Below are 24,869 nucleotides of genomic sequence, written 5' to 3'. Positions count from 1 at the left end.
CTCATGGACGACCTCCCCGAAGTGGCCGAACTCGACCTCAACCCCGTGATCGCCACCCCCACCGGCGCAGTCGCCGTAGACATACGCGTGCGACTCGCGCCCGCCGGGCCGCGTCAGTCGCCGTTCCGCCGCCGGCTGCGCTGACGTCCTCATCCTTCTGGCGTGATCGCCATCCTCCTCCCGCGCGACGCGATCCGCCCTTCCGGCGCGTGAGTCGTCCGCACGGTGATGAGGGGTCGATGGCCAAAGCCCCTGCCGGGGTGGACTTCCGCCTTCTTCGCCGGAGGGCGCCGTGGAGGTGGGATGGAGCTGAAGGGCGAACAGAAGATGGAGGTGGACCGATGGGCACGTCAGTGCGCGGAGAGCCGAGGGGGTTCCTCCCCGACCTCATCGATTGGCTTGAGGCTCCGCTGGCCGGTCTGCGGCCGGCCGTGGGGCAGGCGATCCGGTTCGAGGACTACGTCCTGGACGGCCGGTACGTGTTGCGTGCCGAGCTGCCGGGTGTCGACCCGGACAAGGACGTCGAGATCACACTGGCCGGCGGGGTCCTCACGATCCGCGCCGAGCGTCAGCACGAGGAGAAGGACGAGCACCGCTCCGAGTTCCGGTACGGCTCGCTCACCCGATCCATCGCGCTGCCGCCCGGCACCGACGACAGGGACGTCAAGGCCGTCTACGACCGGGGAATCCTCGAGGTCAGCGTCAAGCTCGCCGAGGACAAGCAGGAGGGCAGGCGGATCCTCGTCGGCCACACCTCCGGCAAGCCCCAGAAGAAGGACTGAACCACCCGCTCGCGGGCCCGCCCCGCATCGGGCCCGCGAGCACCTCAAGCACCTCAAGGAGGTCGTCATGCACATGAAGGTGCAGAACGTCATGACCACCGATGTGGCGTCGGTCGAGCAGGACACGCCGTTCAAGGACATCGCCGAGCTGCTCATCGCCCGTGAGGTCAGCGCGGTCCCGGTGGTGGACGCCGGCCGCCGCGTCGTCGGAGTCGTCTCCGAGGCGGACCTGCTCCGCAAGGAGGAGTTCAGGGACCAGTTCTACCGCGAGGGCTACCGGCCCCCGCTGCGCGCGCGTCTGCGCGACCGGCTCGCCGGGCACGCCGGGCACGCCGAGGCGCGGGGCGAGGTCGCGGCGGACCTGATGAGCACCCCGGCCCACACGGTCGGGCCCGGCACCACGGTGGTCACCGCCGCCCGGCTCATGGACGAGCACGGGGTGAAGCGGCTGCCCGTCACCGACGACGAAGGCGGGCTTGTGGGCATCGTCAGCCGTCGCGACCTGCTGAAGGTCTTCGTCCGCGGCGACGAGGACATCTCCCGCGAGGTCCGGGACGACGTGCTCACCCATTCCCTGTGGATCGAGACCTCCGATGTCAAGGTCGCCACCTGCCGGGGAGTGGTGACCCTGAGCGGCCACCTGCGGTTGCGAAGCGAAGCCCGGCTGGCCGCGCGGATGGTCCGGCGGGTCAACGGAGTCGTCGACGTGGTCGACGAGATCGGTTACGACGAGGACGACACCCCCCGGTGGCAGGCGTCGTGACCGGGGGGCCGCCTGGCGGCCGACCCGGTCGACGCGGGCTCCCACGCCAGAGGCGGCGTGGGAGCCTCGCCGTTCGGCTCGGCCGGCCCGGCGCTTGCGCACGACTCCTTCCGCCCCGGGGCCGTGTTCCGCCGAAGCCGGTTCCCGTGCGCCGCGCTCGCACCGCTCCTCGGTGAGAGCGCGGCCCCGGGAGATGCTCTCGCGCACCGCAGGCGGCACCGCTCACGTGGACGCCGGCAGGGCCGCGCGGCCCGCTTCGAGGCGGGCTATGGGGATCCGGTAGGGGGAGCAGGAGACGTAGTCGAGGCCGGTCTCGTGGAAGAACCGTACGGAGGCGGGGTCGCCGCCGTGTTCGCCGCAGACGCCGATCCGCAGATCCGGCCGGACGGCCCGTCCCCCTTCGACGGCCAGCCGGACCAGCCGGCCCACGCCTCGCCGGTCGATGCTCTCGAACGGCGACTCGTCGATGACGCCCAGCCGAAGGTAGGCGGGGAAGATGGTTCCCTCCACGTCGTCCCGGGAGAAGCCCCAGGTCATCTGGGTCAGGTCGTTGGTGCCGAACGAGAAGAACTCCGCCTCCCTCGCGATGTCGCCGGCGGTCAGCGCCGCGCGCGGAACCTCGATCATGGTGCCGATCGGGATGGGCGGGGCCCCGGCGACCCCGGCCAGGACGCGTTCGGCCTCGGCGCGCACGGCCGCGAGCTCCCGGACGTCGCCGACGAGCGGCACCATGATCTCGGGCAGGGGGTGGCCGCCGGCGGCGGCCCGGTGGGCGGCTGCCTCGCCGATCGCCTGGACCTGCATGGCGAACAGGCCGGGCACGAGCAGGCCGAGCCGCACGCCGCGAAGGCCGAGCATCGGGTTGCTCTCGTGCATGCGGCGCACGGCGCTCAGCATGGTGCGGTCGTGTTCCAGCGCGGGGTCGTCCGGGGCGGCCGCGGTCCGGGCGACGAGCTCCTCCAGGGACGGCAGGAACTCGTGCAGCGGCGGGTCCAGGAGCCGGATCGTCACCGGCAGGCCGTCCATCACCTCCAGGATGCGGGTGAAGTCGGCCCGCTGGAGCGGCAGCAGCGCGTCCAGCGCGGCGCGGACGTCGCCTTCCTCCTCGGCGAGGATCAGGCGTTCGACGAGCGCGCGGCGTTCGCCGAGGAACATGTGCTCGGTCCTGCACAGGCCGATGCCGGCGGCGCCGAACCGGCGGGCGCGGGCGGCGTCCTCCGGGGTGTCGGCGTTGGCCTGGACCTCCAGCCGCCGGACCGCGTCGGCGCGGGCCATCATCCGGTCGACCGCCGACACCAGCGGGCTGGAGCCGGCCTCCAGCTCCCCTTCGAAGTAGCGCACCACGGGCGACGGCCTGACCGGCAGCGCGGTCAGGTACACCTTGCCGGTGGCGCCGTCCACCGACAGCAGGTCGCCCTCGCGCACGACCAGGTCTCCGACGCGGAACATCCGGCCCTCGGCGTCGACGTCCAGCTCCTCCGCGCCGCAGACGCAGGTGCGTCCCAGGCCGCGTGCGACGACGGCCGCGTGCGAGGTCTTCCCGCCCCGGCTGGTGAGGATCCCGGTGGCGGCCAGCATGCCGGGCAGGTCGTCGGGGTTGGTCTCGCGGCGGACGAGGATGACCGGGCCGGTGGCCTCGGCCGCCCGGCGGGAGTCGAAGACGACCCGGCCGCACGCGGCGCCCGGCGACGCGGGCACGCCGGTGGTGATGGGCTCGGGCGCTCCGGACAGGTCGAACCGGGGGAACATCAGCCGCGCGAGCCGGGTGCCGTCGACGCGGCGCAGTGCCTCGTCGAGGTCGATCGTCCCCTCGTCGACGAGCTGGGCGGCGATGATGAAGGCGGCGGCCGCGGTGCGCTTGCCGACCCGGGTCTGCAGCAGCCAGAGCCTGCCCTCCTCGATCGTGAACTCGATGTCGCACAGATCGCGGTAGTGCCGCTCCAAGGTCTCCATCGCCGAGCCGAGCCGGGCGAAACTGGGCGCGTCCAGCCGGGCCAGCTCCTGCAGGGGGAGGGTGTCGCGGATCCCGGCCACCACGTCCTCGCCCTGGGCGTTCGGCAGGTAGTCGCCGTAGACGCCGCGGGCGCCGGTGGCGGGGTCGCGGGTGAAGGCGACGCCGGTGCCGGAGCGGGGTCCCCGGTTGCCGTACACCATGGCCATGACGTTGACGGCGGTGCCGAGGTCGTCGGGGATGTGCTCGGCGCGGCGGTAGACGCGGGCGCGTTCGGTGTTCCAGGAGCGGAAGACGGCCAGGACGGCGCCCTCCAGCTGCTCGGCCGGGTCCTGGGGGAAGGGCCGGCCGGTGTGCGCGTGGAAGATCTTCTTGTACTCCTCGACCAGGTCGCGCAGGTCGGACGCGGACAGTTCGGGGTCGGTGGCCACGCCCGCCGCCCGGCGGTGGGAGGCCAGGGCCTGCTCGAACTCCTCGCCGGGCACGCCCTCGACGGTCGAGCCGTACATCGAGATGAGGCGCCGGTAGCAGTCCCAGGCGAAGCGCTCGTCCCCGGAGGCCGCGGCCAGGCCGGCCACGCCGGCGTCCGTGAGGCCGATGTCGAGGATGGTCTCCATCATGCCCGGCATGGAGAACCTGCCGCCGGACCGCACGGACAGCAGCAGCGGGTCCGCCGGGTTCCCCAGCTCGCGCCCCATCAGGCTCTCGACCCGGCTCACATGGGCGGCGACGCAGGCCGACAGGCCCTCGGGCAGGTCGCCGGTGTCCAGGTACGTGCGGCAGGCCTCGGTCGTGATGGTGAAGCCGGGCGGGACGGGAAGGCCGAGCCGGGTCATCTCGGCCAGGTTGGCCCCCTTCCCGCCGAGCAGGTCCTTCATGTCCATGCCGCCGTCCGCGAAGTCGTACACGTAGGTGCGCATCGCCGTCTCCTCCGGTGGTCGGGGTGGGTTCAGCCGGTCGTGCCGTGGTAGGCCGCCCGCATCAGGCGCCGCATGTCGTCGAGCATCGGCATGCGCGGGTTGGCGGGCGCGCACTGGTCTTCGTAGGCGTTGCGCGCCTGCTGGGGGAGCGCGGCCATGAACAGCTCCTCGTCGACGCCGAGGGCCTGGAAGGACGGTTCGATCCCGGCGGCCGCGCGCAGCCGCTCCACCTCGGCGGCCAGGGACTCCACGCCCTGTTCCGGGGTGGCCGCGGGAAGGCCGAGGCTCTGGGCGATCTCCCGGAAGCGTTCGGGCGCGCGGTAGTGCTCGTACTTGGGCCAGCCGGTCAGCTTGGCGGGGACCGTGCCGTTGTAGCGGATCACATGCGGCAGCAGGACCGCGTTGGTCCGGCCGTGCGCGATGTGGAAGGTCGCGCCGAGCGTGTGGGACATGGCGTGGACGATGCCGAGGAAGGCGTTGCCGAAGGCCATCCCGGCGATGGTGCCGGCGTTGTGCATGCGCTCGCGCGCCTGCGGGTCGGCCGAGCCGCGCCGCACCGCGCTCTCCAGGTTCGCGGCGATCAGCTTGATCGCGTGCAGGGCCAGGCCGTCGGTGAAGTCGCTGGCGTAGACCGACACGTAGGCCTCGATGGCGTGCGTGAGGGCGTCGAATCCGCTGTCGGCGGTGACGACCGGCGGCAGGTCGGCCGCGAGGACGGGGTCGACGATGGCGACGCTCGGGGTGAGCGCGTAGTCGGCCAGCGGGTACTTCTTGCCCGTCGCGGTGTCGGTGATCACCGCGAACGGGGTGACCTCCGCGCCGGTGCCCGAGGTGGTCGGCACGCAGACCAGGCGTGCCAGGCCCCCCAGCGGCGGGAACCTGAAGGCCCGCTTGCGGATGTCGAAGAACTTCTGCCGCATGTCGGCGAAGACGACCTCGGGGTGCTCGTAGCGCAGCCACATCACCTTGGCCGCGTCCATCGCCGACCCGCCGCCAAGGGCGATGATCGTGTCGGGACGGAACGCGCGCATCAGCGCGGCGCCCCGGTCGACGGTGGCGACGCTCGGCTCCGGCTCCACGTCGTCGATGATCTGCAGCGCCACCCGCTCGGGACGCCGGCCGAGGACGGTGAGGACGCGGTCGACGTAGCCGAGCCGGGTCATGGTCGCGTCGGTGACGATCGTCACCCGGTGCAGGCCCGGCATGTCGGTCAGGTAGCGGATGGCGTGCGGCTCGAAGTAGATCTTCGCGGGGATCTTGAACCACTGCAGGTTGTTGGTACGCCGGCCGATCCGCTTGATGTTGAGCAGGTCGACCGCCGAGACGTTGTGGGAGACCGAGTTGCGGCCGTAGCTGCCGCATCCCAGCGTCAGCGAGGGGATGAACGCGTTGTAGACGTCGCCGATGCCGCCCTGGGAGGCGGGGGCGTTCCAGATGATCCTGACCGCCTTCACCCGCCGCCCGAACCTCTCGGCGAGCTCCTCGTCGGCGGTGTGGATCGCCGCGCTGTGGCCGAGGCCGCCGAACTCCACCATGCGCTCGGCCAGGACGATGCCCTCCTCGGTGCCGCCCGCGCGCAGCACCGCCAGCACCGGGCACAGCTTCTCCCTGGTCAGCGGCTCGGCGGGCCCGACCTGGCCGACCTCGGCGAGGATCACCGAGGTGCCCTCCGGCACGGTGAACCCGGCGCGTTCGGCGATCCACGCCGCCGACCGGCCGACCACCTCGGGGTTGATCCTCGTCTCGGCGCACGACCGGCCGGCGGCGGTGCCGAACAGCAGCTCCTCCAGCTTGCGTTTGTCGTCCGCCGTGGCCAGATAGGCGTGCAGCGTGGCGAACTCGGCCAGCGCGGCGTCGTACACCGCCGTGTCGATGATCACCGCCTGCTCGGAGGCGCAGATCATGCCGTTGTCGAACGACTTGGACAGGACGACGTCGTTCACGGCCCGGCGCAGATCGGCCGTGCGCTCGACGTACGCCGGCACGTTGCCCGCCCCCACGCCCAGCGCGGGCTTGCCCGCCGAGTAGGCCGCGCGCACCATGCCGTTGCCGCCGGTGGCCAGGATCGTCGACACGCCGTCGTGGCGCATCAGGGCGCCGGTCGCGTCGAGCGACGGCTCGGCGATCCACTGCACGCAGTGCTCCGGCGCCCCCGCCGCGATCGCCGCGTCCCGGACGACCCTGGCGGCGGCGGCGCTGCACTCCTGGGCGGCCGGATGGAAGGCGAACACGATGGGGTTGCGGGTCTTCAGTGCGATCAGCGCCTTGAAGATCGTGGTGGAGGTCGGGTTGGTGACCGGGGTGACGCCGCAGACGACCCCGACCGGCTCGGCGATCTCGACCAGGCCGCTGATGTCGTCGCGGGAGACGACGCCGACGGTCTTCAGCGCGGCCATGCCGTTGGTGACGTGCTCGCAGGCGAAGATGTTCTTCACCGCCTTGTCCTCGAACACGCCGCGCCCGGTCTCCCGCATGGCCAGCTCGGCCAGCGCGGCGTGCTCGTCCAGCGCGGCGACGGAGGCCTTCTTGACGATGTGGTCGATCTGGTCCTGGTCGAACGCCGCGTACTCCTCCAGCGCCTTCAAGGCGTTCCCGACCAGAGAGTCGATCATCTCCTCGACGGGGGCCGGGATGCGGGCGGCCTGCTCGGCCATGGGGATCACCTCGGGGTGTCTCGTGTCCTGCGGTCGCCTTCAGCATCTCGGCTGACCGCCTCACGCACCGGAGCGCTTGGGCCCCGGTCGCGCCCCCGAAGGGCACCTTCGCCGGGGCCCCAGGTCCCGAATCGGACACCGGACCGGCCGGAGCGCGCGATCGCGGCTCCGGGGCGGGCGGCGTGTCCGCCGTTCCGCCTCATGCGCGCGGGACGCTCCCGGGCGGCGCGTCGGCGTGCCGGCGCCCGGCGCACGCTCAGACGGTGGTCACCCCGTGGGCGCGGAACTGTGAACGGACCCGGTCGAGCAGTTCCGGTCCCGGCGGGGTGACCTTCGCCAGGGGGAAGGACAGCCCGAGGCGCTGGTACTTCTCGGCCGCCATGCGGTGGAAGGGCAGCACGTCGACGTGCTCCACGTTGCCGAGCCCGGCCACGAGACGGGCGATGCCGTCCACGTTCGCCGGGTCGTCCGTGAGGCCGGGGACCAGCACGAAACGCACCCAGACCGGGCGGCCCAGCGCGGCCAGGCGACGGGCGAAGCGCAGGGTCGGCTCCAGCTCGCCGCCGGTCAGCCGGCGGTAGCCCGCCGGGTCGGAGGACTTGACGTCCAGCAGGACCAGGTCGGTGTCGGCGAGCATCGCGTCGGTCGCGCGGTCGCCGAGGAAGCCGGAGGTGTCCAGCGCGGTGTGCAGGCCGCTGTCGTGGCAGCGGCGCAGCAGCTCGGCGGTGAAGCGCTCCTGCAACAGCGGCTCGCCACCGCTGACGGTGACGCCGCCGCCGGCGACGGTGATGAACCGGCGGTACCTCTCCACCTCCGCCATGACCTCCTCCACCGTCACCCGGCGGCCGTCGCGCATCCGCCAGGTCTCGGGGTTCTGGCAGTACAGGCAGCGCAGCGGGCAGCCGCAGGTGAACACCACGAACCTGGTCCCCGGCCCGTCGACGCCCACCGAGACGTCCCAGGAGCTGATGACGCCGCCCGGAGGGGCCGGGCCGTGGCCGCCCGGCCCCTTCGGTAGCGCCGTCTCCCCGGTCGTCACAGCGACCCGTGGAAGGTGCGCTGGACGACGTCCCGCTGCTGCTCGCGGGTGAGGCGGGTGAAGTTCACCGCGTACCCCGACACCCGGATCGTGAGCTGCGGGTAGCGGTCCGGGTGCTCCATCGCGTCCAGCAGGACGGCCCGCGTCAGCACGTTGACGTTCATGTGGAACCCGCCCGCGTCGGCGTAGCCGTCCAGCACGCCGACCAGGTTGCTCACCCGGTCCTCCTCGGTGCGGCCGAGGCCTTCGGGCGTGACGGTGTTGGTGAGGGAGATGCCGTCCCGCGCCTCGTCGTAGGGCAGCTTGGCCACCGACAGCGCGGAGGCGATCATGCCGTGCCGGTCGCGGCCGTTCATCGGGTTGGCTCCCGGGGCGAACGGCTCGCCGGAGCGGCGCCCGTCGGGAGTGTTGCCGGTGTGCTTGCCGTACACGACGTTGGAGGTGATGGTCAGCACCGACTGGGTGTGCTCGGCGTTCCGGTAGGCGGGGTGGCGGCGGACCTTGGCCATGAAGGAGCGGACCAGGCCGGTGGCGATGTCGTCGGCACGGTCGTCGTTGTTGCCGAAGGCGGGGTAGTCGCCCTCCACCTCGTAGTCGACCGCCAGACCGCTCTGGTCGCGGATCACCCTGACCCGCGCGTACCTGATCGCCGAGAGACTGTCGGCGGCCACCGAGAGCCCGGCGATGCCACACGCGAGCGTCCGTTTGACGGGATAGTCGTGCAGCGCCATCTCGATGCGCTCGTAGGCGTACTTGTCGTGCATGTAGTGGATGACGTTGAGCGCGTTCACGTACGTGGCGGCCAGCCAGTCCACCATCCGGTCGAACGCGGCGGCCACCTCCTCGTGGTCGAGGTACTCGCCCGTCAGGGGCGGGTGCGCCGGCCCGACCTGCTCGCCGGTCATCTCGTCGCGCCCGCCGTTGATCGCGTACAGCAGCGTCTTGGCCAGGTTGACCCGGGCGCCGAAGAACTGCATCTGCCTGCCGACCGGGGCGGCCGACACGCAGCACGCGATCGCGGTGTCCTCGCCGTAGCGGGGCCGCATAAGGTCGTCGTTCTCGTACTGGATCGCGCTGGTCTCGATCGACAGGCGCGCGCAGAACCGCTTGAACGGCTCGGGAAGCCGCGGCGACCAGAACACGGTCAGGTTCGGCTCCGGCGCCGGGCCGAGGTTGCGCAGCGTCTGCAGGTAGCGGAAGCTCGTGCGGGTGACCAGGGTGCGGCCGTCCTCGCCCATGCCGCCGATCGACTCGGTGACCCAGGTCGGGTCGCCGGAGAAGAGCTGGTCGTACTCCGGGGTGCGCAGGAAGCGGACGGCGCGCAGCTTGATGACGAAGTCGTCGACGAGCTCCTGCGCGCGCTCCTCGGTGACGACGCCCTCGGCCAGGTCGCGCGCGAAGTAGACGTCCAGGAAGGTCGAGGTGCGGCCGAGCGACATGGCCGCGCCGTTCTGCTCCTTCACCGCGGCCAGGTAGGCCAGGTACAGCCACTGGATCGCCTCGTGCGCGGTGGAGGCGGGCCGGGAGACGTCGCATCCGTAGGAGGCGGCCATCTCCACCAGCTCGCCCAGCGCGCGCACCTGTTCCGACAGCTCCTCGCGGTCGCGGATCACCGCGTCGGTCGCGAACGCTCCGTCGAGGCCGGCCAGCTCGGCCTTCTTGGCCCGGATGAGCCGGTCGACGCCGTACAGCGGGACCCGGCGATAGTCACCGATGATCCGGCCCCGGCCGTAGGAGTCGGGCAGGCCGGTGATGACCCCGGAGCGGCGCGCGGCGCGGATCTCCGGGGTGTACGCGTCGAACACGCCGTCGTTGTGGGTCTTGCGGTACCGGGTGAAGACCTCCCGCACCCGCGGGTCGAGCGTGTGGCCGTACGCGGCCAGCCCGCTCTCCACCATCCGCAGCCCGCCCGCGGGCATGATGGCCCGCTTCAGCGGCGCGTCCGTCTGCAGGCCCACGACCAGCTCGTGGTCCCGGTCGATGTACCCCGGACGGTGCGCGGTGATCGACGACGGCGTCGTCGCGTCGACCTCGTACACGCCGCGGCGCCGCTCCTCGGGCAGCATCGCGGCGAGCTTGCCCCACACCAGCCGCGTCCGGGGCGTCGGGCCCGTCAGGAACGACTCGTCGCCCTCGTACGGCTCGTAGTTGTCCTGGATGAAGGCGCGCACGTCGACGGTCGTACGCCACGCCGTCCCCTGGAACCCGCGCCAGGCCGCACGTTCCGCCGTCCGCGTCCGGTCCGCTGTGACAGTCATCGGATGCTCCTCATGTCGGCGTCTCGCTTCGAATGTCGCGCACCGCCGCCCAGAACTCATCGATCAGAAGTCCCTGATCATCGGGACGAAGGGCCTTCGGCGACAGGCGCGCAGACCGGTCGCGCCGATGGGGGTACGGGCCGCGGGCCCCCGCGATGCGGTCCTTCGCCTCTACGGCGGCGCGCCGGCCGCGCCGGACGATCGTCTGGGAGCCCACATCTGGAGGAGTCATGATGAAGATCGGTATCAACGGGTTCGGCCGGATCGGCAGGGCCGTCCTGCGGCGAGGGCTCGCCCAGGGACTGGACATCGTGGCGATCAACGACGTGACGGACGTGGAGACGCTGGGCCATCTGCTCAAGCACGACTCCACCTACGGCGTCTACGACCGCCCGGTGTCGGTGTCGGCGTCGGCTCTCGTCGTGGACGGTCACCGCATCCCGGTGACCGGTCATCGCGACCCGGCCGGCATCGACTGGGCCGGGTTCGGCGTCGACCTCGTCGTCGAGGCCACCGGCAGGTTCAGGAGCCGGAGCGACGCCGAGCTGCACCTCAAGCGGGGAGCGCGCAAGGTTCTCATCTCCGCGCCCGGCAAGGACGTCGACGTCACGCTCGTCCCCGGCGTCAACGACGCCGCCTACGACCCCGTGTCGCACCAGGTCGTCTCGATGGCCTCGTGCACCACCAACTGCGTCGCGCCGATGGTCAAGGTGCTCCACGACAACTTCGGACTGATCAAGGGCTTCATGACCACCGTGCACGCCTACACCGGCGACCAGCGCCTGCTGGACGGCCCGCACAAGGACCCGCGCCGGGCGCGGTCGGCCGCGGTGAACATCGTGCCGACCACCACGGGCGCGGCACGCATGGTGGGTGAGGTGCTGCCGGAGCTGAAAGGGCGCCTGGACGGCATCGCGCTGCGGGTCCCGGTCGTGGACGGCTCGCTGACCGACCTGTCGGCGCTCCTCGCGCGCCGGACGACCCCCGATGAGATCAACCAGGTCTTCGCCGAGGCGGCGCTCGGCCCCATGGCGGGCGTCCTGCGCTACAGCACCGCTCCGCTGGTGTCCAGCGACGTCATCGGCGACACCTCGTCGTGCGTCTTCGACGCCCCGCTCACCCAGGCCGACGGAGACCTGGTGAAGGTGTTCGGCTGGTACGACAACGAGTGGGGTTACGCCTGCCGCCTCGTGGAGACGGCCACCAGGATCGCCGGTGAGCGCGACGGGACTCGCCCCGAGTGACCACATCCGAGCTCGGCCGCGCGGCGAGGCCTTCGGCCGTCGGCGCCCGCCCCGTCTCGCCGGCGGCGGTGCGCCTCGCCGCGCGGCCGCCGCAGTCAGGCGGCGTCCCCTCCTCTGGCACGCCCCGGCACGGATCTCCGGCGTCAGCTCTGGTGACCGGTGACGCCGGGGCCGTCCGGCTGGTCGTGCCGGTCGGCGTCGTGCCGGGCGCGGGGGGACGGGTGCAGGACGCGGTCGAGGCGCACGGCGGCGTAGCCGAGCGTGGACAGGGCTGTGACGATGAGCAGGTCGCCCGGGGCCAGCGGCTCGGTGCCGAGGAGTTCGCGCAGTGGCGGGAGGTAGATTCCGGCGAGCTGGAGGAGGAAGGCGCCAGCGACGGCGAGCAGCAGCATCGGGTTGGCCGTCGAGCCGGGCCGGGTGCGCGATCCGATCGCCACGCCGAGCTGGGTGACGCCCAGGGCGAAGAACGCCATGCTCTGCCACGGCCGTCCGGTGTGGGCGGCCCAGACGGCGACGCCCAGGGTGACGGCGGTCAGCACGACGCTGATGCGGATCACCCGCTGCCACAGCCCGCCCCCCAGGATGCTCTGGGTGGGGGAGCGGGGTGGGCCGGTCATCGCCCCGGGCAGGGACGGCTCGCCGCCCAGGGCGACCCCCGGCAGGCCGTGGGTGATCAGGTTGATCCACAGGATCTGCGCGGGCAGCAGCGGCAGTGCCAGGCCGGCGAACGGGCCCAGCAGCATGACGGCGATCTCGGCCGCCCCGCCCGACAGGCCGTACACCAGGAAGCGGCGGATGTTGGCGTACACCCGGCGGCCCTCTTCGACGGCCGCCACCACGGTGTCCAGGTTGTCGTCGGCCAGTACGAGGTCGGCGGCCTGGCGGGCCACCTGGGTGCCGCGCTCGCCCATCGCCACGCCGATGTCGGCGCGTCGCAGCGCGGGGCCGTCGTTGACGCCGTCGCCGGTCATCGCGAGGATGTCGCCGCGGTCGCGCATGGCCTGGATGAGGTCGAGCTTCTGCTCGGGTGTGGCCCGGGCGTAGACGCCGGCCTCCTCCCGGCCGGGGTCGCGGCAGTCGACGACCCGGTCGCCGGCGTCGATGACGCCCAGCTCGACGGCGATGGCACGGGCGGTGCCCGGGTGGTCGCCGGTGATCAGGACCGGCCGGATCCCGGCCCGCTTGCAGGCGGCGATGGCGGCGGCGGCAGCGGGACGCGGCGGATCGAGGATCGCGATCAGCCCGAGCAGCGTCAGCCCCGCCTCTCGGACGGCGTCCGGCACGGCGTCCAGGTCGGCGCTCGCGACGGCCAGGACGCGGTACCCGGCGTGGGCGAGCCGGTCGGCGCGCTCCACCGCGCGGGCCAGCAGCGCGGCGTCGTCCGCCAGGACGGCGGGCTGCAGTACCGCCTCCGGAGCGCCCTTGCAGATCACCCGGGCGTGGCCGTCCGGCGACCGGTGCACGGTGGTCATGCGCTTGCGCACGCTGTCGAAGGGCACCTCGGCGACCCGGGGGAACCGCTGGTCCACCTGTGCGCGGTCCAGGCCCAGCTTGGCGGCGGCGGCGAGCAGCGCCGCCTCGGTGGGGTCGCCCAGCGCCGTCCACGCGCCGTCGGGCTCGCGCCCGAGCCTGGCGTCGTTGCACAGCAGCGCCGCGGTCAGCAGGCCGGTGAGACCCGGGTCGTCCGGACTCCCGCCGAAGACGATCTCGCCGTCGGGGCCGTATCCGGAGCCGGTGGCCGTCGCCTCGCCGGTGGGCGTCCACATCGACCGGACGACCATGCGGCCCTCGGTCAGCGTGCCGGTCTTGTCGGTGGCGAGCACGGTCACCGAGCCCAGCGTCTCCACCGCGGCCAGCCTGCGCACCAGGGCATGGCGGGCCGCCATCCGGCGGGCTCCCAGCGCGAGGCTCAGGGTCACCACCGCGGGCAGGGACTCGGGCACGGCCGCGACCACCAGGCTGATGGCGGTCAGGATCATCAGCTCCAACGGCTGACCGCGGACCAGCCCGAGCGTCAGCACGATCACGCACAGCAGCACCGCGACACCGGCGAGCAGACGGCCGACGTCCATCAGCCGCCGTTGCAGCGGCGTGAGACCGGCGCCCTTGACCATCAGGGAGGCTATGCGGCCGGTCGTGCTGGCGATCCCGACGGCGGTGACCACGGCCCGGCCGCGTCCCCGCACCACGACGGTGCCCGCGGACGCCGTCTGCTCGGCGCTCTTGTCCACCGGCACCGACTCGCCCGTCAGGGCCGACTCGTCGACGAGCAGCGCCGCCGATTCCACCACCCGGGCGTCCGCCGGAACGATGTCGCCCTCGGCCAGCACCAGCAGATCCCCGACGACGACGTCGGCCGCCGGAAGCAGCCTTTGGGACCCGTCACGCACCACGCGCGCCGTGGGCGCGGTGAGCTGGGACAGGGCGGTGATGGCACGGTCGGCGCGGATCTCCTGCCCCACCCCGACCGCGGTGTTGACCAGGATCACCAGCATGATCACGGCGGTGTCGGTCCAGTCGCCCGTGGCCAGGGTCAGCGCCGCCGCGACCAGCAGCACCAGGATCAGCGGGTCGCGAAGCTGGGCGGTGATCCGCCGCCACAGCGGGACAGGCGGCTTCTCCGGCAGCAGGTTCGGCCCGTCCCGCGCCAGGAGCGCGGCGGCCTCCGCCGACGACAGACCACGAATCGGCTCCGTCGCGATGATCTGCTCCCCGCTCATCCGTCATCCCCCGGTCGATCCGATCAAGCGCGCCATGGTTCCGGTAGCCAGTGTTCACAGCGGGTGACCGATCCGACAGGGACGAAGGTCCCGACGGCCGGGACCTAAAGCGTGCGGCTCGTCCCGCGTCGTCCCGGAGCCGAACCGGTGTGCGGCCTCCACCCGCACCTATCCCCGGCGCGGGACGGGGATCAACCTCGTGGCCGTGGCGTGGCGGTGCGGGTGCCCCCAAGGCGCCGTCCGCCGCGCACGCCCGGGGAGAAGGTCCCCGCGGCCGGGGCACTTGGCCACTGTGCGCGGCCCGGGCCCGGTGGTGGCATGAGAGGAGGTACAGGACCCCTGGCAAGGAGAACGATCATGACGAACACGATCGTCGTCGGAGTCGACGGCTCCCCGGCCGCGTCGGCGGCGGTGGAGTGGGCGGCCGACGACGCTGCCCGCGGGAACGCCGCCCTGAGGATCGTGCACGTCCGGGAGCAGTGGGGGGACGGCGCGCCGTTCCACGCGATGCCGGGCTTCGAGGACTCCCTGTCGGAGTACTGCGACGGCGTGGTCGCCGCGGCGGCCGCACGGGCGCGTCAGCGTGCGCCGGGCATCGAGGTGGAGACGGTTCTGGCCAGGGGCGCCGTGGTCGAGACGCTGACGGGTGAGGCCGAGCGCGCCGAGGAGGTCGTTCTCGGCAGCAGAGGGATGGGCGGCTTCGCCGGACTGGTGCTCGGCTCGGTGGGGATGGCAATGGCCGGGCACGCCCCCGGACCCGTCGTCATCGTGCGCGGCCGGCGGCAGCACGTGTTCGGCGAGATCGTCGTCGGCTTCGACGGATCCCCGGGGTCGGAGGCCGCGCTGGAGTACGCCTTCGACCAGGCCAGGGCTCGCCACGCGCGACTGCGGGTCGTGCACGCGTGGCAGACACCGGTCTTCTCGCCGTTCGCCCTCGGTTACTCCGACCTGATGGGAGACGTGTTCCGGAGCCAGGCGGAGCTGTTCCAGCAGCGGCTCGACCCCTGGAAGGGCAAGCACCCTGAGGTGACGGTGGCCGGAACGGCCGTCTGCGAGCACCCGACCTCCGCCCTGTCCGACGCCTCCCGCGACGCGGACCTCGTCGTGGTGGGCTCGCGAGGGCTCGGCGGAGTCGGCTCGGCCCTGCTGGGCTCGGTCAGCCACGGCGTCCTGCACCGCGCCCACTGCCCGGTCGCGGTCGTCCGGCCCCGCCCGGACAGGTGACCGGCGCACCCGCCGTCCCGGCGGCCGCCGACGGTCCGGCGGCCGCCCGCGGCGGGGTGCGCCGTGGGAGCGACGGCCTCCCCTACGAGGGCGACGGGGCGCGACGGCCGGTGCCCGCCCCGCGCCACTCGATCAGGAGAAGGGTCGCGTCGTCGCTGGTACGTCCGCCACGTTCCTCCTTCAACGTCCGGGACAGCCAGCGGACGGCCCCGCTGACCCGCTCTCCCGTCCGCTGCATCCGGTTGACGCAGCCGATGAGCCGCTCCACGCCGAACGGCCGTCCCTGAGCGTCGCGCTCCTCGATCACACCGTCGGTGTAGAACAGCACCCGGTCACGGCGTCGGAGCCGGACCTCGCCGATCCGGGGCTGGTGGCCGCCGAACCCGACCGGCAGGGTCGTCGGCCCCTCCAACTGCCGGGCGACCTCGTGGCCGCGGATCAGCAACGGCGCCGGGTGGCCCGCGTTGACCATCTCCAGACGCCCCGTGGAGATGTTCAGGTGCATCATCTGGGCCGTCACGAAGTGGTCGGGCCCGAACTGGCCGGCGATGGCCCGGTCCATGAACGCGTACTTCTCCGCGAGCCTGATCTCGGCGCGCCTCGCATGGCGGTAGGCGCCGACGGCGACGGTCGCCATGGTCGCGGCGTGCAGGTCGTGGCCCATGGCGTCGAAGACGGCCGCGTGAAGGACGCTGTCGTTGAGGGCGTAGTCGAAGCTGTCGCCCGCGATTTCGTAGGCCGGTTCCAGGTTGCCCGCCAGCTCGACCTGCGGGAGGCGCATCACCAGCGGCGGCAGCAGCGACCACTGCATCTCCGCGGCCACGCTCATGGGTTCGCGACGTCGAACCTGGAAGAACTGGTCGGTGTACATCTGCTTGGTGGCGAGCAGGCCGGCGACCACGATGGACAGCCGGCGCAGCAGCCGGCGGTCGTCGTCGTCGACGGCGTCGAAGGTGCACGCCAGCACCCCGAGTTGGTCGCTGCCGTCCAGCAACGGCATGTACACCCGGACGCCGTCGGGCCTCGGCACCTGAACGTCGGTGACCCGCAGGAAGGCGCTCCCGGCGGGGGAGTCGTCGATCGGCTGCGGTTCGGTGACCCCCAGGCCCCGCCCCGGCATGGGGACCAGCAGCGACTGCGCGTAGTCCTGCAGCAGAATCGAGACGTCCCGGCCGCCCATCCTGCCGACCTGCTGGGCGACGAGCGGCGCGATCGACTGGGGTGGCGAGCGCAGGGCCTGGTCCAGCAGCACCCCCAGCACCCGCTCGCCGAATCCCTCCGAGCGGTCCGGCGCCTCTGCGCCGGGCAACGCCCCCTCTTTCACCATGCTCGCGCCCCTCAGGGGGTTCTTCCCCCCGCCGGTGATCTCACCCGCGGCCGGCGGCTCACCCGCACCGCGGTGACCTTGTACTCCGGACACGCCGTCACGGTGTCGGCGTGAGCGGATGTGAGGGTGTTGACTCCGCTGGAGGGAAAGTGAAAGGCGCAGAACGCCTGGCCGGGCGACGTCTGGTCGGTGAGCCTGGCGACGAGGCGGGCCCGGCCGTGGCGGCTTTCCACCACGACCCGGTCACCGTCACGGAGGCCGTGGCGGGCGGCGTCGGCGGGGTGAAGGTCGAGCAGATCCACGTCGCCGAGCCGGAGGTTGCCCGTGCGCCGGGTCATGCCGCCCGAGTTGTAGTGCGCCCAGCGCCGTCCGGTGACCAGGATGAGCGGGTAGCGGTCGTCGGGCTCCTCTCCCGGCGGCAGGTAGGGAGGGCAGGCCAGGTGGGCGAGCCCGTCGGGGGTGGCGAACCGCTGTGGATACAGCCGAGCCTCGCCGGGCGCGTCGAGGTCCGGACAGGGCCACGGCGTGGCGCCCTCCCGGTCCAGCCGCTCGTGGGTCACCCCGGCGAACACGGGGGCGACCTTTCCGCACTCGGCCAGCGTCTCGGCCGGTGTACGGCACCTGAGATCGACGCCGAGAGCCGCGGCCAGCGCGTGGACGGTCGCGAAGTCGGTCCGCGCCTCGCCGGGAGGGACGAGCGCCGGGCGCACCCGCTGGAAGCGGCGGTCGAAGTTGACGAAGGTGCCGTCCTTCTCCAGCCAGGAGGCCACCGGTAGCACGACGTCGGCCCGGCGGGCGGTCTCCGACAGGAACAGCTCGTTGCAGACGACGAGGGGACAGGCCTCCAACGCCTCCGCCACGCGGTCGGCGTCGGGGTCCGTCGCGCACACGTCCTCTCCGATGACCCACAGCGCCCGCAGCTCTCCGGAACGGGCGGCGGCGAACATCTCGGGGATGCGCAGGCCCGGCCGCTCCGGCACCGGGACACCCCAGACGGCGGCGGCCCTCGCCCGCGCCGCCGGATCGCCCACCTTCTGGTAGCCGGGCAGGACGTCGGGCAGAGCGCCCATGTCGGAGGCTCCCTGCACGTTGTTCTGGCCGCGCAGCGGGTTCACCCCGTACCCGCGCCCGGGACCGGCCGCTCCCCGGATGATCGCCAGGTTGGCCAAGGTCCGCACCCCGTCGGTACCGTGCAGATGTTCGGTGACTCCGAGCCCGTAGAAGATCGCCGGGCGCTCGGCCCGGCCGTAGAGGCGGGCGGCGGCGACGAGATCCTCCGCGGGGATGCCGGTGATCGCGGCCACTCGCTCCGGAGGATAGCCGGCGAGCAGCTCGGCGAGTTCCGTCATACCCGCCGCGTGATCGCGGAGGAAGTCCCGGTCGGCCAGCCCTTCGGCCAGCAGGATGTGGGCCAGGCCGTGGAAGAGGGCGACGTTGGTGCCGGGCCGGGGGCGCAGATGCACGTCGGCGTACTCGGCCAGCCCCACCGCGCGAGGGTCGGCGACGACGAGACGCGCTCCGCGCAGGACCTTCTGGAACAGCCGTGCTCCCACGACCGGATGGGCTTCGGCCGGGTTGGCGCCCACCACGAGCAGGCAGTCGGCCTTCTCGGCCTCCTCGAAGACGTCGGTGCCGCCGGGCAGCCCGAACGAGGCGGTCAGCCCGGCCGCGGACGGCGAATGGCACAGCCGGGAGCAGTTGTCGACGTTGTTGCTGCCGATCACCACCCGCATGAACTTCTGGACCAGGTAGTTCTCCTCGTTGGTGGCTCGCGCCGAGGAGATCGCCGCCACCGCGTCCGGGCCGCCCTCGGCCACCGCGGCTCGCATGCCCCGGGCGACGTGCGCCAGCGCCTCGGCCCACGAAACCGGCTCGAAGCCGCCCCGTCGCCGCAGCAGCGGCCGGGTGAGCCGGTCGGGCGCCCTGACGAAGCCGTGTGCGAAGCGGCCTTTGACGCACGCGTGGCCCCGGTTGACCGGACCCTCCCGGTCGGGCAGGACGGCCGCTATCTCGCCGTCGCGGGTCAACACCTCCAGTGAGCACCCGACCCCGCAGTAGCCGCAGGTGGTGCGGGTGCGCACCGGAGCCGTCCGCGAGGCGCCGACGGGCATGCCGGGCTCGGTCAGCGCACCGGTGGGGCAGGTGTCCACGCAGCCTCCACAGGCGACGCAGTCGGAGTCCGCCCACGCTCCTCCGGTGCCGGGGGTGACGACGGTGTCGGCGCCCCGCCCGGTCAGGGTGAGCGCGAAGGTGCCCTGCACCTCGGCGCACATCCGTACGCACCGGCCGCAGGCGATGCACAGGTCAGGGTCGAGGTGCACGTAGGGATGGCTTTCGTCGCGCCCCCGGACGCCCTCCTCCCGGGCCTGACCGGGGGTGACGCCCAGGGCGTGGCAAAGCCTGGCGAGCTCGGTCCCTTCCGCGCCGCCGTCCAGCGCCGAGGGCGGAAGGGCGGAGACGATCAGCTCGACGGCCTCGCGGCGCAGCGCCACGAGCCCTTCGCCCGTCACCTCGACCGACATGCCGTCGGCCGCCGGGATCACGCAGGCGGCCACCGTGTTCCCGCCGGTCCGCACCAGGCAGGTCCGGCAGGAACCCGCCGGGGTGAGCCGATCGTCATGACAGAGGGAGGGCAGTTCGACGCCGGCGGACCGCACTGCCTCGAGGAGCGACGCCCCCTCGGGCACCGTGACCGGCACGCCGTCGACATGCACCCTCACGGGTATCCCTCCGCGGGAGTCACGCACGAGATGACACGGTCCTCGGGCGTGAGCGCCCGAAAGCCCGTTCGGCGGGGTGGGCGTCCTCGGATCCTCACGGGTCCCACCCCGCGAGTTCGTCGCCGTACGCGCGGGCCAGGCTTCGTACGGCCGCCGGCACCCGCCGGCCGAAGGCGCACAGGCTCGCCTCGCCCATCACGCGAAGCAGCCGCGCGTACTCCTGCCGGGGCAGGCCGCCGGAGGCGATCCTCAGGCCCGCGCGGGAACCCACCCGGCACGGCGAGCAGGCCCCGCAGCTCTCCGCGGCGGCGAACTCCCACACGTGCCTTAGCACCTCCTCGGGCGTCGCCGTCCGCCGGTCGAAGGCCACCAGGCCGGCGTGGCCGAGTGCCGCGCCGTGCTCGGCCAGCGCGGCCTCCGTCAGCGGCACCTCCAGCTCGTCGGGGGCGAGAAAGCCGCCTAGGGGGCCGCCGACCTGCAGCACCGCCATCTCGGCTCCCTGTCGCAGTCCGCCGCCGAGTTCGCCGACGATCCGCGCCACCGGCGTGCCGAGTTCCACCTCATAGCAGCCGGGCCGGGCGAAGCGCTCCGACAGGCACACCAGCTTGGTGCCCGTCTCGGTGCGCGTGCCGCGCCGGGCGTAGGCCTCGCCGCCGTGTTCCACGATCCACGGCACGGAGGCCAGCGTCTCGACGTTGTTCACCACGGTCGGGGCGTCCCACAGCCCGCGCGCGGTGGGGTACGGCGGGCGCGGGCGGGCGCATCCCCGGCGGCCTTCCAGGCCCGCGATCAGCGCGGTCTCCTCACCGGCCACGTAGGACCCCGCGCCCTCCACGATCTGGACGTCCAGATCGACGCCGCTGCCGTGGACGGCCGTGCCCAGGTGACCTTCCTCGTACGCCCGGCGGGCCGCCTCCCGCATCCGCTCCAGCGCCATGGGGTACTCCGAGCGCACCAGCACCACCGCCTGGCGGGCGTGGCACGCGAAGCAGGCAAGGGCCAGGCCTTCCAGCACCCGCTGCGGATCAAGCTCCATCAGCAGCCGGTCGGCGTAGGACCCCGGATCGCCCTCGTCGCCGTTGGCCACGACCACCGTGTCCGGCGAGCCTCCCGCCGTGGTCCATTTGGCCGCCACGGCGAAGCCGGCCCCGCCGCGCCCTCGGAGCCCGGAGGCGGCCACCTCCCCGAGCACGCGCTCCGGCGTGCTCCCGCGTACCGTGTCCGGCCACACCCGCCAGGACGGCTGCCCGGCGAGGACCCCTGCCAGCACCACCGGATCGCCGGTCGCGTCGGCGGCCGGGACGGCGGGCGCGCGGGCGGGCACGTCACCGCGGAGCTGGCCGGCGAGGTCGGCTCCGGTACAGGGGGTGTCGCCGTCGAGACAGGCCGGGCTCGCATAGCAGTACCCGAGGCAGCGCGTCGTCTGCAACGACACGTCCGGCCCCGGATCGGCACCGTCGGCGACGACGCCCAGCGCGTCCTCGACCTCGGCCACGTGCAGGCCGGTGGACGCGGCGAAGCACGCCGCGGCCGTGCAGACGCGTACATGGCGCAGGGCATGTGGAGCGGCGAGGTCGGCGTAGTAGCCGGCCGGGCCCAGTCCGGCCGCCGCCGGCAGCCCGAAGCGTCGGGCGATCTCGGGCGCCCAGCCGGGCGGCCCGCCCGACGCGCCGGCCGCGGCTTCGGCGAGGGACTCCAGCAGCCGGACACCCGGACGTCCACGCCGATCGGCCAGAGCCCGAAACGCATCGAAGCCACTCTCCAGCCCCATGGCCTCATCATGCGCACGTCCAGCGGACTCCAGAGCCGGTCGTCTTCGCTTTGAGCCACTCTTGGCCGTTCGATGCCGGGATCTCGACGTTCCCGCTTCCATCCCGTCAGTCCGGTTCCATCGAGGGGCGCCGGAACCGCCATGAAGTGGGCTCCGAACGGGGGCCGAGCGCGACGAGGGCCTGTTCGAGTGCCTGCCGCGGGGACGTGCCGGTGTCGATCTCCACCGACTCGGGCCACGGCGCCGTTCTCTGCCGCAGGACCTCGGCGATCGCCTGGTCGGCGTCCGACGCCCCGCCCGTGCGACGCGACAACCGCTCCGCCGTGACCTCGGGCATGGCGGTGCAGCGCAGCGCCACCATGTCGGCGAAGGCGTCCCGGGCGAGCCGGCCGGCCGCGGCCCGGTGCGCCTCGTCTGTCCAGGAGGCGTCGAGGATCACCGACTCGCCGAAGCCGAGAAGCGCGCGGGCGCGGGACATCAGCTCCCCGTAGGTCCGCTCGGTCCACTCGCTCGTGTAGACGCCCTCCCCGAACGGCGCCCCGGCCGGTTGGTCGGGGGTGATGCCGGCGAGCTCCTTCCGGACGCGGTCACTGGCCAGCAGCGTGTATCCGAGGTGGCCGGCCAGTGCGGCGGCCAGGGTCGATTTGCCGGTGCCGGGCAGCCCTCCGACGAGGATCAGCGCCGCCGCGCCCGCCCGGAGGTGGCGAAGGCTGAGTTCACCCAGGTTGCGGGCTTCCCAGGCGGCGTCGGCGCCTCCCTGCGCATGGCGTACGCAGGCGACCTTCGCCCGGACGAAGGCACGATAGGCGACGTAGTGGTGCCACAGGGACGGCGGCGCGGGATCTCCGGAGAAGTCGGTGTACCAACGCAGGAACAGCTCGGCGAGGCGAGGCGAGCCCAGCCGCTCCAGGTCCATGGCGAGGAACGCGGCGTCGTCGAGGCCGTCGAGGTATCGGAGCCTTGGGTCGAACTCCAGGCAGTCCAGGATCTGCGGGCCCTCCTCCAGGCAGAAGATGTCCTCGGTCAGCAGGTCACCGTGGCCTTCCACGATGCGCCCTCGCCGCACACGGGCGGCGAACAACGGCTCGCGACCGTCCACGAAGCGCAGGGCGAGCCGCTCGATCTCCGACGCGAGCTCGTCGTCCAGGACGCCAGGCAGTTTTCCGACCTGCCGGAAGCTCGCCGTCCAGCGTTCCCGCAGGGCCGCACCGCCTCCCTCCCGGTCGATCTCCGGGCCGTGGCGAGCCCCGCCGTGCAGGCTCGCCACCATCCGGGCGATCCGCCGCAGCTGCCCCTCCACCGGCCTTCCCGCGCGGACGAGCGCCGCCAGACGCCGCTCGTCGGGCATGCGCCGCATCACCACGAGGTGTTCGCAGGTCTTTCCGTCCGGCCCGAGCACGTCGGCCACCCCCTCGTAGACCAGGGGGGCGAGCCGGCGGTTGAGCTCCACCTCCTCCTCGCAGACCGCCCGCCTGGCCTCCAGCGTGGTGAAGTCCAGGAAGCCGAGGTCGACCGGCTTCTTCACCTTGTACGCGTGGTCCCCGAGCAGGATCACGACGGCGGTGTGCGTCTCCTTGACCTGCGCCCACGGCGCGGGCGACGTTCCGCGCCCGCCTGGTTCACGCGCCCTCATCGCACGTCCCCCCACCGTGCGCGTCCTCGCACTCCAGCTCGTCGACCACGTCCACCACGCCGTTGACCCGCCCGGTCATGCCGACGGCGATCCGCGCGTCCGTGGTGCGAGCCACCCGCCCGCTCAGGGTCACTACCCCGTCGGACACCGAGACGCGCACCGCCGGCGGGCGGGCCCACAGGGGGCCTTCGACGACGTCGTCCCGTACTTCGCGGGCGATGGCGTCGTCGGTCCGCGCGAAGACGGTCAGCAGGTCGTGGCGGCTGACGATGCCCTCCAGCACCCCGTCGTCGTCGACGACGGGGAGGCGCTTGATCCCGTGCTCGCTCATCAGCCGGGCGGCCGTCACCACGTCGGCGTGCGGCTTGACGGTGATCGCCGGCCTGGTCATCAGGTCGCGGGCCGTGTCGCCGCGCGCCCGCCGCTCGGCCGGGGCGCCCTTCCGGCCGACGCGCTCGCGAAGCCGGGTACGAAGGGGAGGGCGATATCCCTCCCGGTGGTACCGCTCCCTGAACTGCTCTTTGCGCAGCAGATCCGCCTCCGAGACCATCCCGATGACGTGACCTTCACCGTCCACCACGGGGGCCGCGCTGACCTCATGGTTCACCAACACCTCGGCCACGTCCTTGAACGGGGTGCCCCCGTTGACCGAGGCGACCCGTCTGGTCATGACATCCCGCACCTTCACGCGCATGGCTGCTCCCTTCAGGACGCCTACGCTTCCATCGCATCCGCGACGCCCCACGGTGAGAAGGGCCGCAGGACCCATACCTGAGGGCGTTAAGGACTTGGCCGGGCCGGCGCGTCCCGATGCATCCGCGCGCCCTCACCGCATGGACGTGGGCATGCGCCGACCGGCGCGTCTCAGAGTCCGTGGATCCGGCGGCCGGTGATCCGCCGAGGGGCGACGCGGATGTAGAGCCCACGTTCCCCTCCGGCCCACGGCTCGACCTCCGAGCACGTCACCTCGGGAAGCTCCTCCGGCGGGACGTGGTGAGCAGGGCCCTGCACCAGCACGCTCCAGCCCGCCCGGGCGGCCTCGTCGATGCGGTCGACCTCAAAAGCGATCTTGAATTCTCCCCCGGTGGCGTCGCCGGTTCGCAGATCCTCGTCCATGGGACCACCCGCCTCGGTACGGAAGACGATCGACCCCTGATGGAGCCGGTAGTTGACCGGGAGCACGATCGGACCCCAGCTGCCGTCGAAGGCCACCCGCCCGATTCCTCCGGGCTCGATCAGGCGTAGGCACTCCTCGGGATCCAGCCTCTCCAGGGACGGGTGAAGCGAAGCCCTGCCCTGCCCCTGCGGCCGGTCCATGCCACCGCCGCGCAGATCCTCGACGGTGGTGTCCAGGGCCCGGGCCACCCGCGACAGCGACCCGTCGTCCAGGGATGACGGGTTCTCCTCGAGATACTCGATGAACCCGGTCGCCATCTCGGCACGCTCGGCGAGCTGGTCGCGGCTGAGCCCGAGACTCTCCCGCCGATGCGCGATGCGACGAGACAGGTCGCCCGGTGAACCCTTACGCGGTGCCATCCTCACGCCCTCCCTGCTCGCGACCGGTTGATACCGGCGACTTCCGCGGCCGGACGGCCTCGACACCGTGCACCGGGTCGTGGAGGTCCAGGACGCCCGCCGCGGCACCGCCGCGCGAGCCCCTCGCCGGGTCACCTCGGGGAGCCCTGACTACGACGCTACAGGCGGCCCGGTCTCGGCGGCAGGGACCTCCGGCCCAAGATCGGACACCGAAAGGCCCACCTCGTTCTGGACCAGCAGCGCCGCCACGTCCTCGAACGAGGACCAACGACTCTGTCGTTCCCCCGGGCCACCCGCTGGAATCAGATGGAAGACGTGACTAGGGAG

The 24,869-nt window shown here is 72.8% G+C and carries 16 protein-coding genes; 5 read left to right on the top strand and 11 right to left on the bottom strand.

The annotated features are described in order from the left end of the window. Window positions 1-3 precede the first annotated feature (3 nt). From PYR91_RS35825 to PYR91_RS35815, 3 genes are all read left to right on the top strand, one after another. Entirely contained in the window at window positions 4-144 is a 141-nt protein-coding gene (locus PYR91_RS35825; protein ID WP_279787383.1) for an acetate--CoA ligase family protein, read from the top strand. A gap of 197 nt (window positions 145-341) precedes the next feature. After that, window positions 342-782 carry an Hsp20/alpha crystallin family protein gene (locus tag PYR91_RS35820; protein ID WP_279787379.1) on the top strand — a complete coding sequence of 147 codons (441 nt, stop codon included), beginning with the start codon at window positions 342-344 and terminating at the stop codon, window positions 780-782. Between the two features lie 67 nt (window positions 783-849). Further along, window positions 850-1,545, top strand: coding sequence for a CBS domain-containing protein (locus tag PYR91_RS35815; protein ID WP_279787377.1), 696 nt, complete (start codon window positions 850-852; stop codon window positions 1,543-1,545). A gap of 222 nt (window positions 1,546-1,767) precedes the next feature. Here the strand turns inward: PYR91_RS35815 and ppdK are convergent, their stop codons facing one another. From ppdK to pflB, 4 genes are all read right to left on the bottom strand, one after another. Continuing rightward, the gene (ppdK, locus tag PYR91_RS35810; RefSeq protein WP_279787375.1) at window positions 1,768-4,416 is read right to left on the bottom strand and encodes a pyruvate, phosphate dikinase; all 2,649 of its coding nucleotides are present in this window, start codon (window positions 4,414-4,416) and stop codon (window positions 1,768-1,770) included. A gap of 29 nt (window positions 4,417-4,445) precedes the next feature. Further along, entirely contained in the window at window positions 4,446-7,070 is a 2,625-nt protein-coding gene (gene adhE / locus PYR91_RS35805; RefSeq protein WP_279787373.1) for a bifunctional acetaldehyde-CoA/alcohol dehydrogenase, read from the bottom strand. Window positions 7,071-7,326: 256 nt separating this feature from the next. Next, window positions 7,327-8,109: a pyruvate formate-lyase-activating protein gene (gene pflA / locus PYR91_RS35800; protein ID WP_279787371.1), complete on the bottom strand. Its 783-nt coding sequence runs from the start codon at window positions 8,107-8,109 to the stop codon at window positions 7,327-7,329. After that, entirely contained in the window at window positions 8,106-10,367 is a 2,262-nt protein-coding gene (gene pflB / locus PYR91_RS35795; RefSeq protein WP_279787369.1) for a formate C-acetyltransferase, read from the bottom strand. The genes pflA and pflB overlap by 4 nt, the downstream gene beginning before the upstream one ends. A 233-nt stretch (window positions 10,368-10,600) precedes the next feature. Here pflB and gap point away from each other — a divergent pair, with 233 nt between their 5' ends. Then, window positions 10,601-11,611, top strand: a complete 1,011-nt coding sequence (gene gap, locus PYR91_RS35790; protein WP_279787367.1) for a type I glyceraldehyde-3-phosphate dehydrogenase — start codon at window positions 10,601-10,603, stop codon at window positions 11,609-11,611. A 143-nt stretch (window positions 11,612-11,754) separates the two neighbouring features. On the opposite strand, the gene PYR91_RS35785 is transcribed toward gap, so the two are convergent. Further along, window positions 11,755-14,331: a cation-transporting P-type ATPase gene (locus tag PYR91_RS35785; RefSeq protein WP_279787365.1), complete on the bottom strand. Its 2,577-nt coding sequence runs from the start codon at window positions 14,329-14,331 to the stop codon at window positions 11,755-11,757. A 357-nt stretch (window positions 14,332-14,688) separates the two neighbouring features. Here PYR91_RS35785 and PYR91_RS35780 point away from each other — a divergent pair, with 357 nt between their 5' ends. Continuing rightward, window positions 14,689-15,555: a universal stress protein gene (locus PYR91_RS35780; RefSeq protein WP_279787363.1), complete on the top strand. Its 867-nt coding sequence runs from the start codon at window positions 14,689-14,691 to the stop codon at window positions 15,553-15,555. An 82-nt stretch (window positions 15,556-15,637) separates the two neighbouring features. Here PYR91_RS35780 and PYR91_RS35775 read toward each other — a convergent pair whose 3' ends face one another. The 6 genes from PYR91_RS35775 to PYR91_RS35750 form a co-directional block, all read right to left on the bottom strand. Beyond that, the gene (locus PYR91_RS35775; RefSeq protein WP_279787362.1) at window positions 15,638-16,882 is read right to left on the bottom strand and encodes a PP2C family protein-serine/threonine phosphatase; all 1,245 of its coding nucleotides are present in this window, start codon (window positions 16,880-16,882) and stop codon (window positions 15,638-15,640) included. Window positions 16,883-16,893: 11 nt separating this feature from the next. Next, on the bottom strand, window positions 16,894-19,602 hold the full coding sequence (gene fdhF / locus PYR91_RS35770) for a formate dehydrogenase subunit alpha (RefSeq protein ID WP_279787360.1): 2,709 nt from the start codon (window positions 19,600-19,602) through the stop codon (window positions 16,894-16,896). A gap of 94 nt (window positions 19,603-19,696) precedes the next feature. Continuing rightward, complete coding sequence (locus tag PYR91_RS35765; protein WP_279787359.1) at window positions 19,697-21,373, bottom strand: NADH-ubiquinone oxidoreductase-F iron-sulfur binding region domain-containing protein; 1,677 nt, start codon at window positions 21,371-21,373, stop codon at window positions 19,697-19,699. 106 nt (window positions 21,374-21,479) lie between these two features. Beyond that, window positions 21,480-23,006: a bifunctional aminoglycoside phosphotransferase/ATP-binding protein gene (locus PYR91_RS35760; protein ID WP_279787357.1), complete on the bottom strand. Its 1,527-nt coding sequence runs from the start codon at window positions 23,004-23,006 to the stop codon at window positions 21,480-21,482. Further along, the gene (locus tag PYR91_RS35755) at window positions 22,993-23,676 is read right to left on the bottom strand and encodes a CBS domain-containing protein (protein ID WP_279787355.1); all 684 of its coding nucleotides are present in this window, start codon (window positions 23,674-23,676) and stop codon (window positions 22,993-22,995) included. The genes PYR91_RS35760 and PYR91_RS35755 overlap by 14 nt, the downstream gene beginning before the upstream one ends. A gap of 194 nt (window positions 23,677-23,870) precedes the next feature. Beyond that, entirely contained in the window at window positions 23,871-24,542 is a 672-nt protein-coding gene (locus PYR91_RS35750) for a pyridoxamine 5'-phosphate oxidase family protein (protein WP_279787353.1), read from the bottom strand. Window positions 24,543-24,869: the final 327 nt, after the last annotated feature.

The organism is Sphaerisporangium sp. TRM90804 (genome assembly GCF_029846175.1).
Classification (GTDB): domain Bacteria; phylum Actinomycetota; class Actinomycetes; order Streptosporangiales; family Streptosporangiaceae; genus Sphaerisporangium.
The sequence above is the reverse complement of the archived record's forward strand: the minus strand, read 5'-3'. Positions and strand labels throughout refer to the sequence as shown.

What these genes read in the sequence shown, in the direction of transcription:
- PYR91_RS35825 (WP_279787383.1), top strand. Translation starts at nt 4, where the DNA reads ATGGACGACCTCCCCGAAGTGGCCGAACTCGACCTCAACCCCGTGATC.
- PYR91_RS35775 (WP_279787362.1), bottom strand. Translation starts at nt 16,882, where the DNA reads ATGGTGAAAGAGGGGGCGTTGCCCGGCGCAGAGGCGCCGGACCGCTCG.
- PYR91_RS35785 (WP_279787365.1), bottom strand. Translation starts at nt 14,331, where the DNA reads ATGAGCGGGGAGCAGATCATCGCGACGGAGCCGATTCGTGGTCTGTCG.
- gap (WP_279787367.1), top strand. Translation starts at nt 10,601, where the DNA reads ATGAAGATCGGTATCAACGGGTTCGGCCGGATCGGCAGGGCCGTCCTG.
- PYR91_RS35765 (WP_279787359.1), bottom strand. Translation starts at nt 21,373, where the DNA reads ATGGGGCTGGAGAGTGGCTTCGATGCGTTTCGGGCTCTGGCCGATCGG.
- pflB (WP_279787369.1), bottom strand. Translation starts at nt 10,367, where the DNA reads ATGACTGTCACAGCGGACCGGACGCGGACGGCGGAACGTGCGGCCTGG.
- PYR91_RS35750 (WP_279787353.1), bottom strand. Translation starts at nt 24,542, where the DNA reads ATGGCACCGCGTAAGGGTTCACCGGGCGACCTGTCTCGTCGCATCGCG.
- PYR91_RS35820 (WP_279787379.1), top strand. Translation starts at nt 342, where the DNA reads ATGGGCACGTCAGTGCGCGGAGAGCCGAGGGGGTTCCTCCCCGACCTC.
- ppdK (WP_279787375.1), bottom strand. Translation starts at nt 4,416, where the DNA reads ATGCGCACCTACGTGTACGACTTCGCGGACGGCGGCATGGACATGAAG.
- adhE (WP_279787373.1), bottom strand. Translation starts at nt 7,070, where the DNA reads ATGGCCGAGCAGGCCGCCCGCATCCCGGCCCCCGTCGAGGAGATGATC.
- PYR91_RS35755 (WP_279787355.1), bottom strand. Translation starts at nt 23,676, where the DNA reads ATGACCAGACGGGTCGCCTCGGTCAACGGGGGCACCCCGTTCAAGGAC.
- PYR91_RS35815 (WP_279787377.1), top strand. Translation starts at nt 850, where the DNA reads ATGCACATGAAGGTGCAGAACGTCATGACCACCGATGTGGCGTCGGTC.
- PYR91_RS35780 (WP_279787363.1), top strand. Translation starts at nt 14,689, where the DNA reads ATGACGAACACGATCGTCGTCGGAGTCGACGGCTCCCCGGCCGCGTCG.
- PYR91_RS35760 (WP_279787357.1), bottom strand. Translation starts at nt 23,006, where the DNA reads ATGAGGGCGCGTGAACCAGGCGGGCGCGGAACGTCGCCCGCGCCGTGG.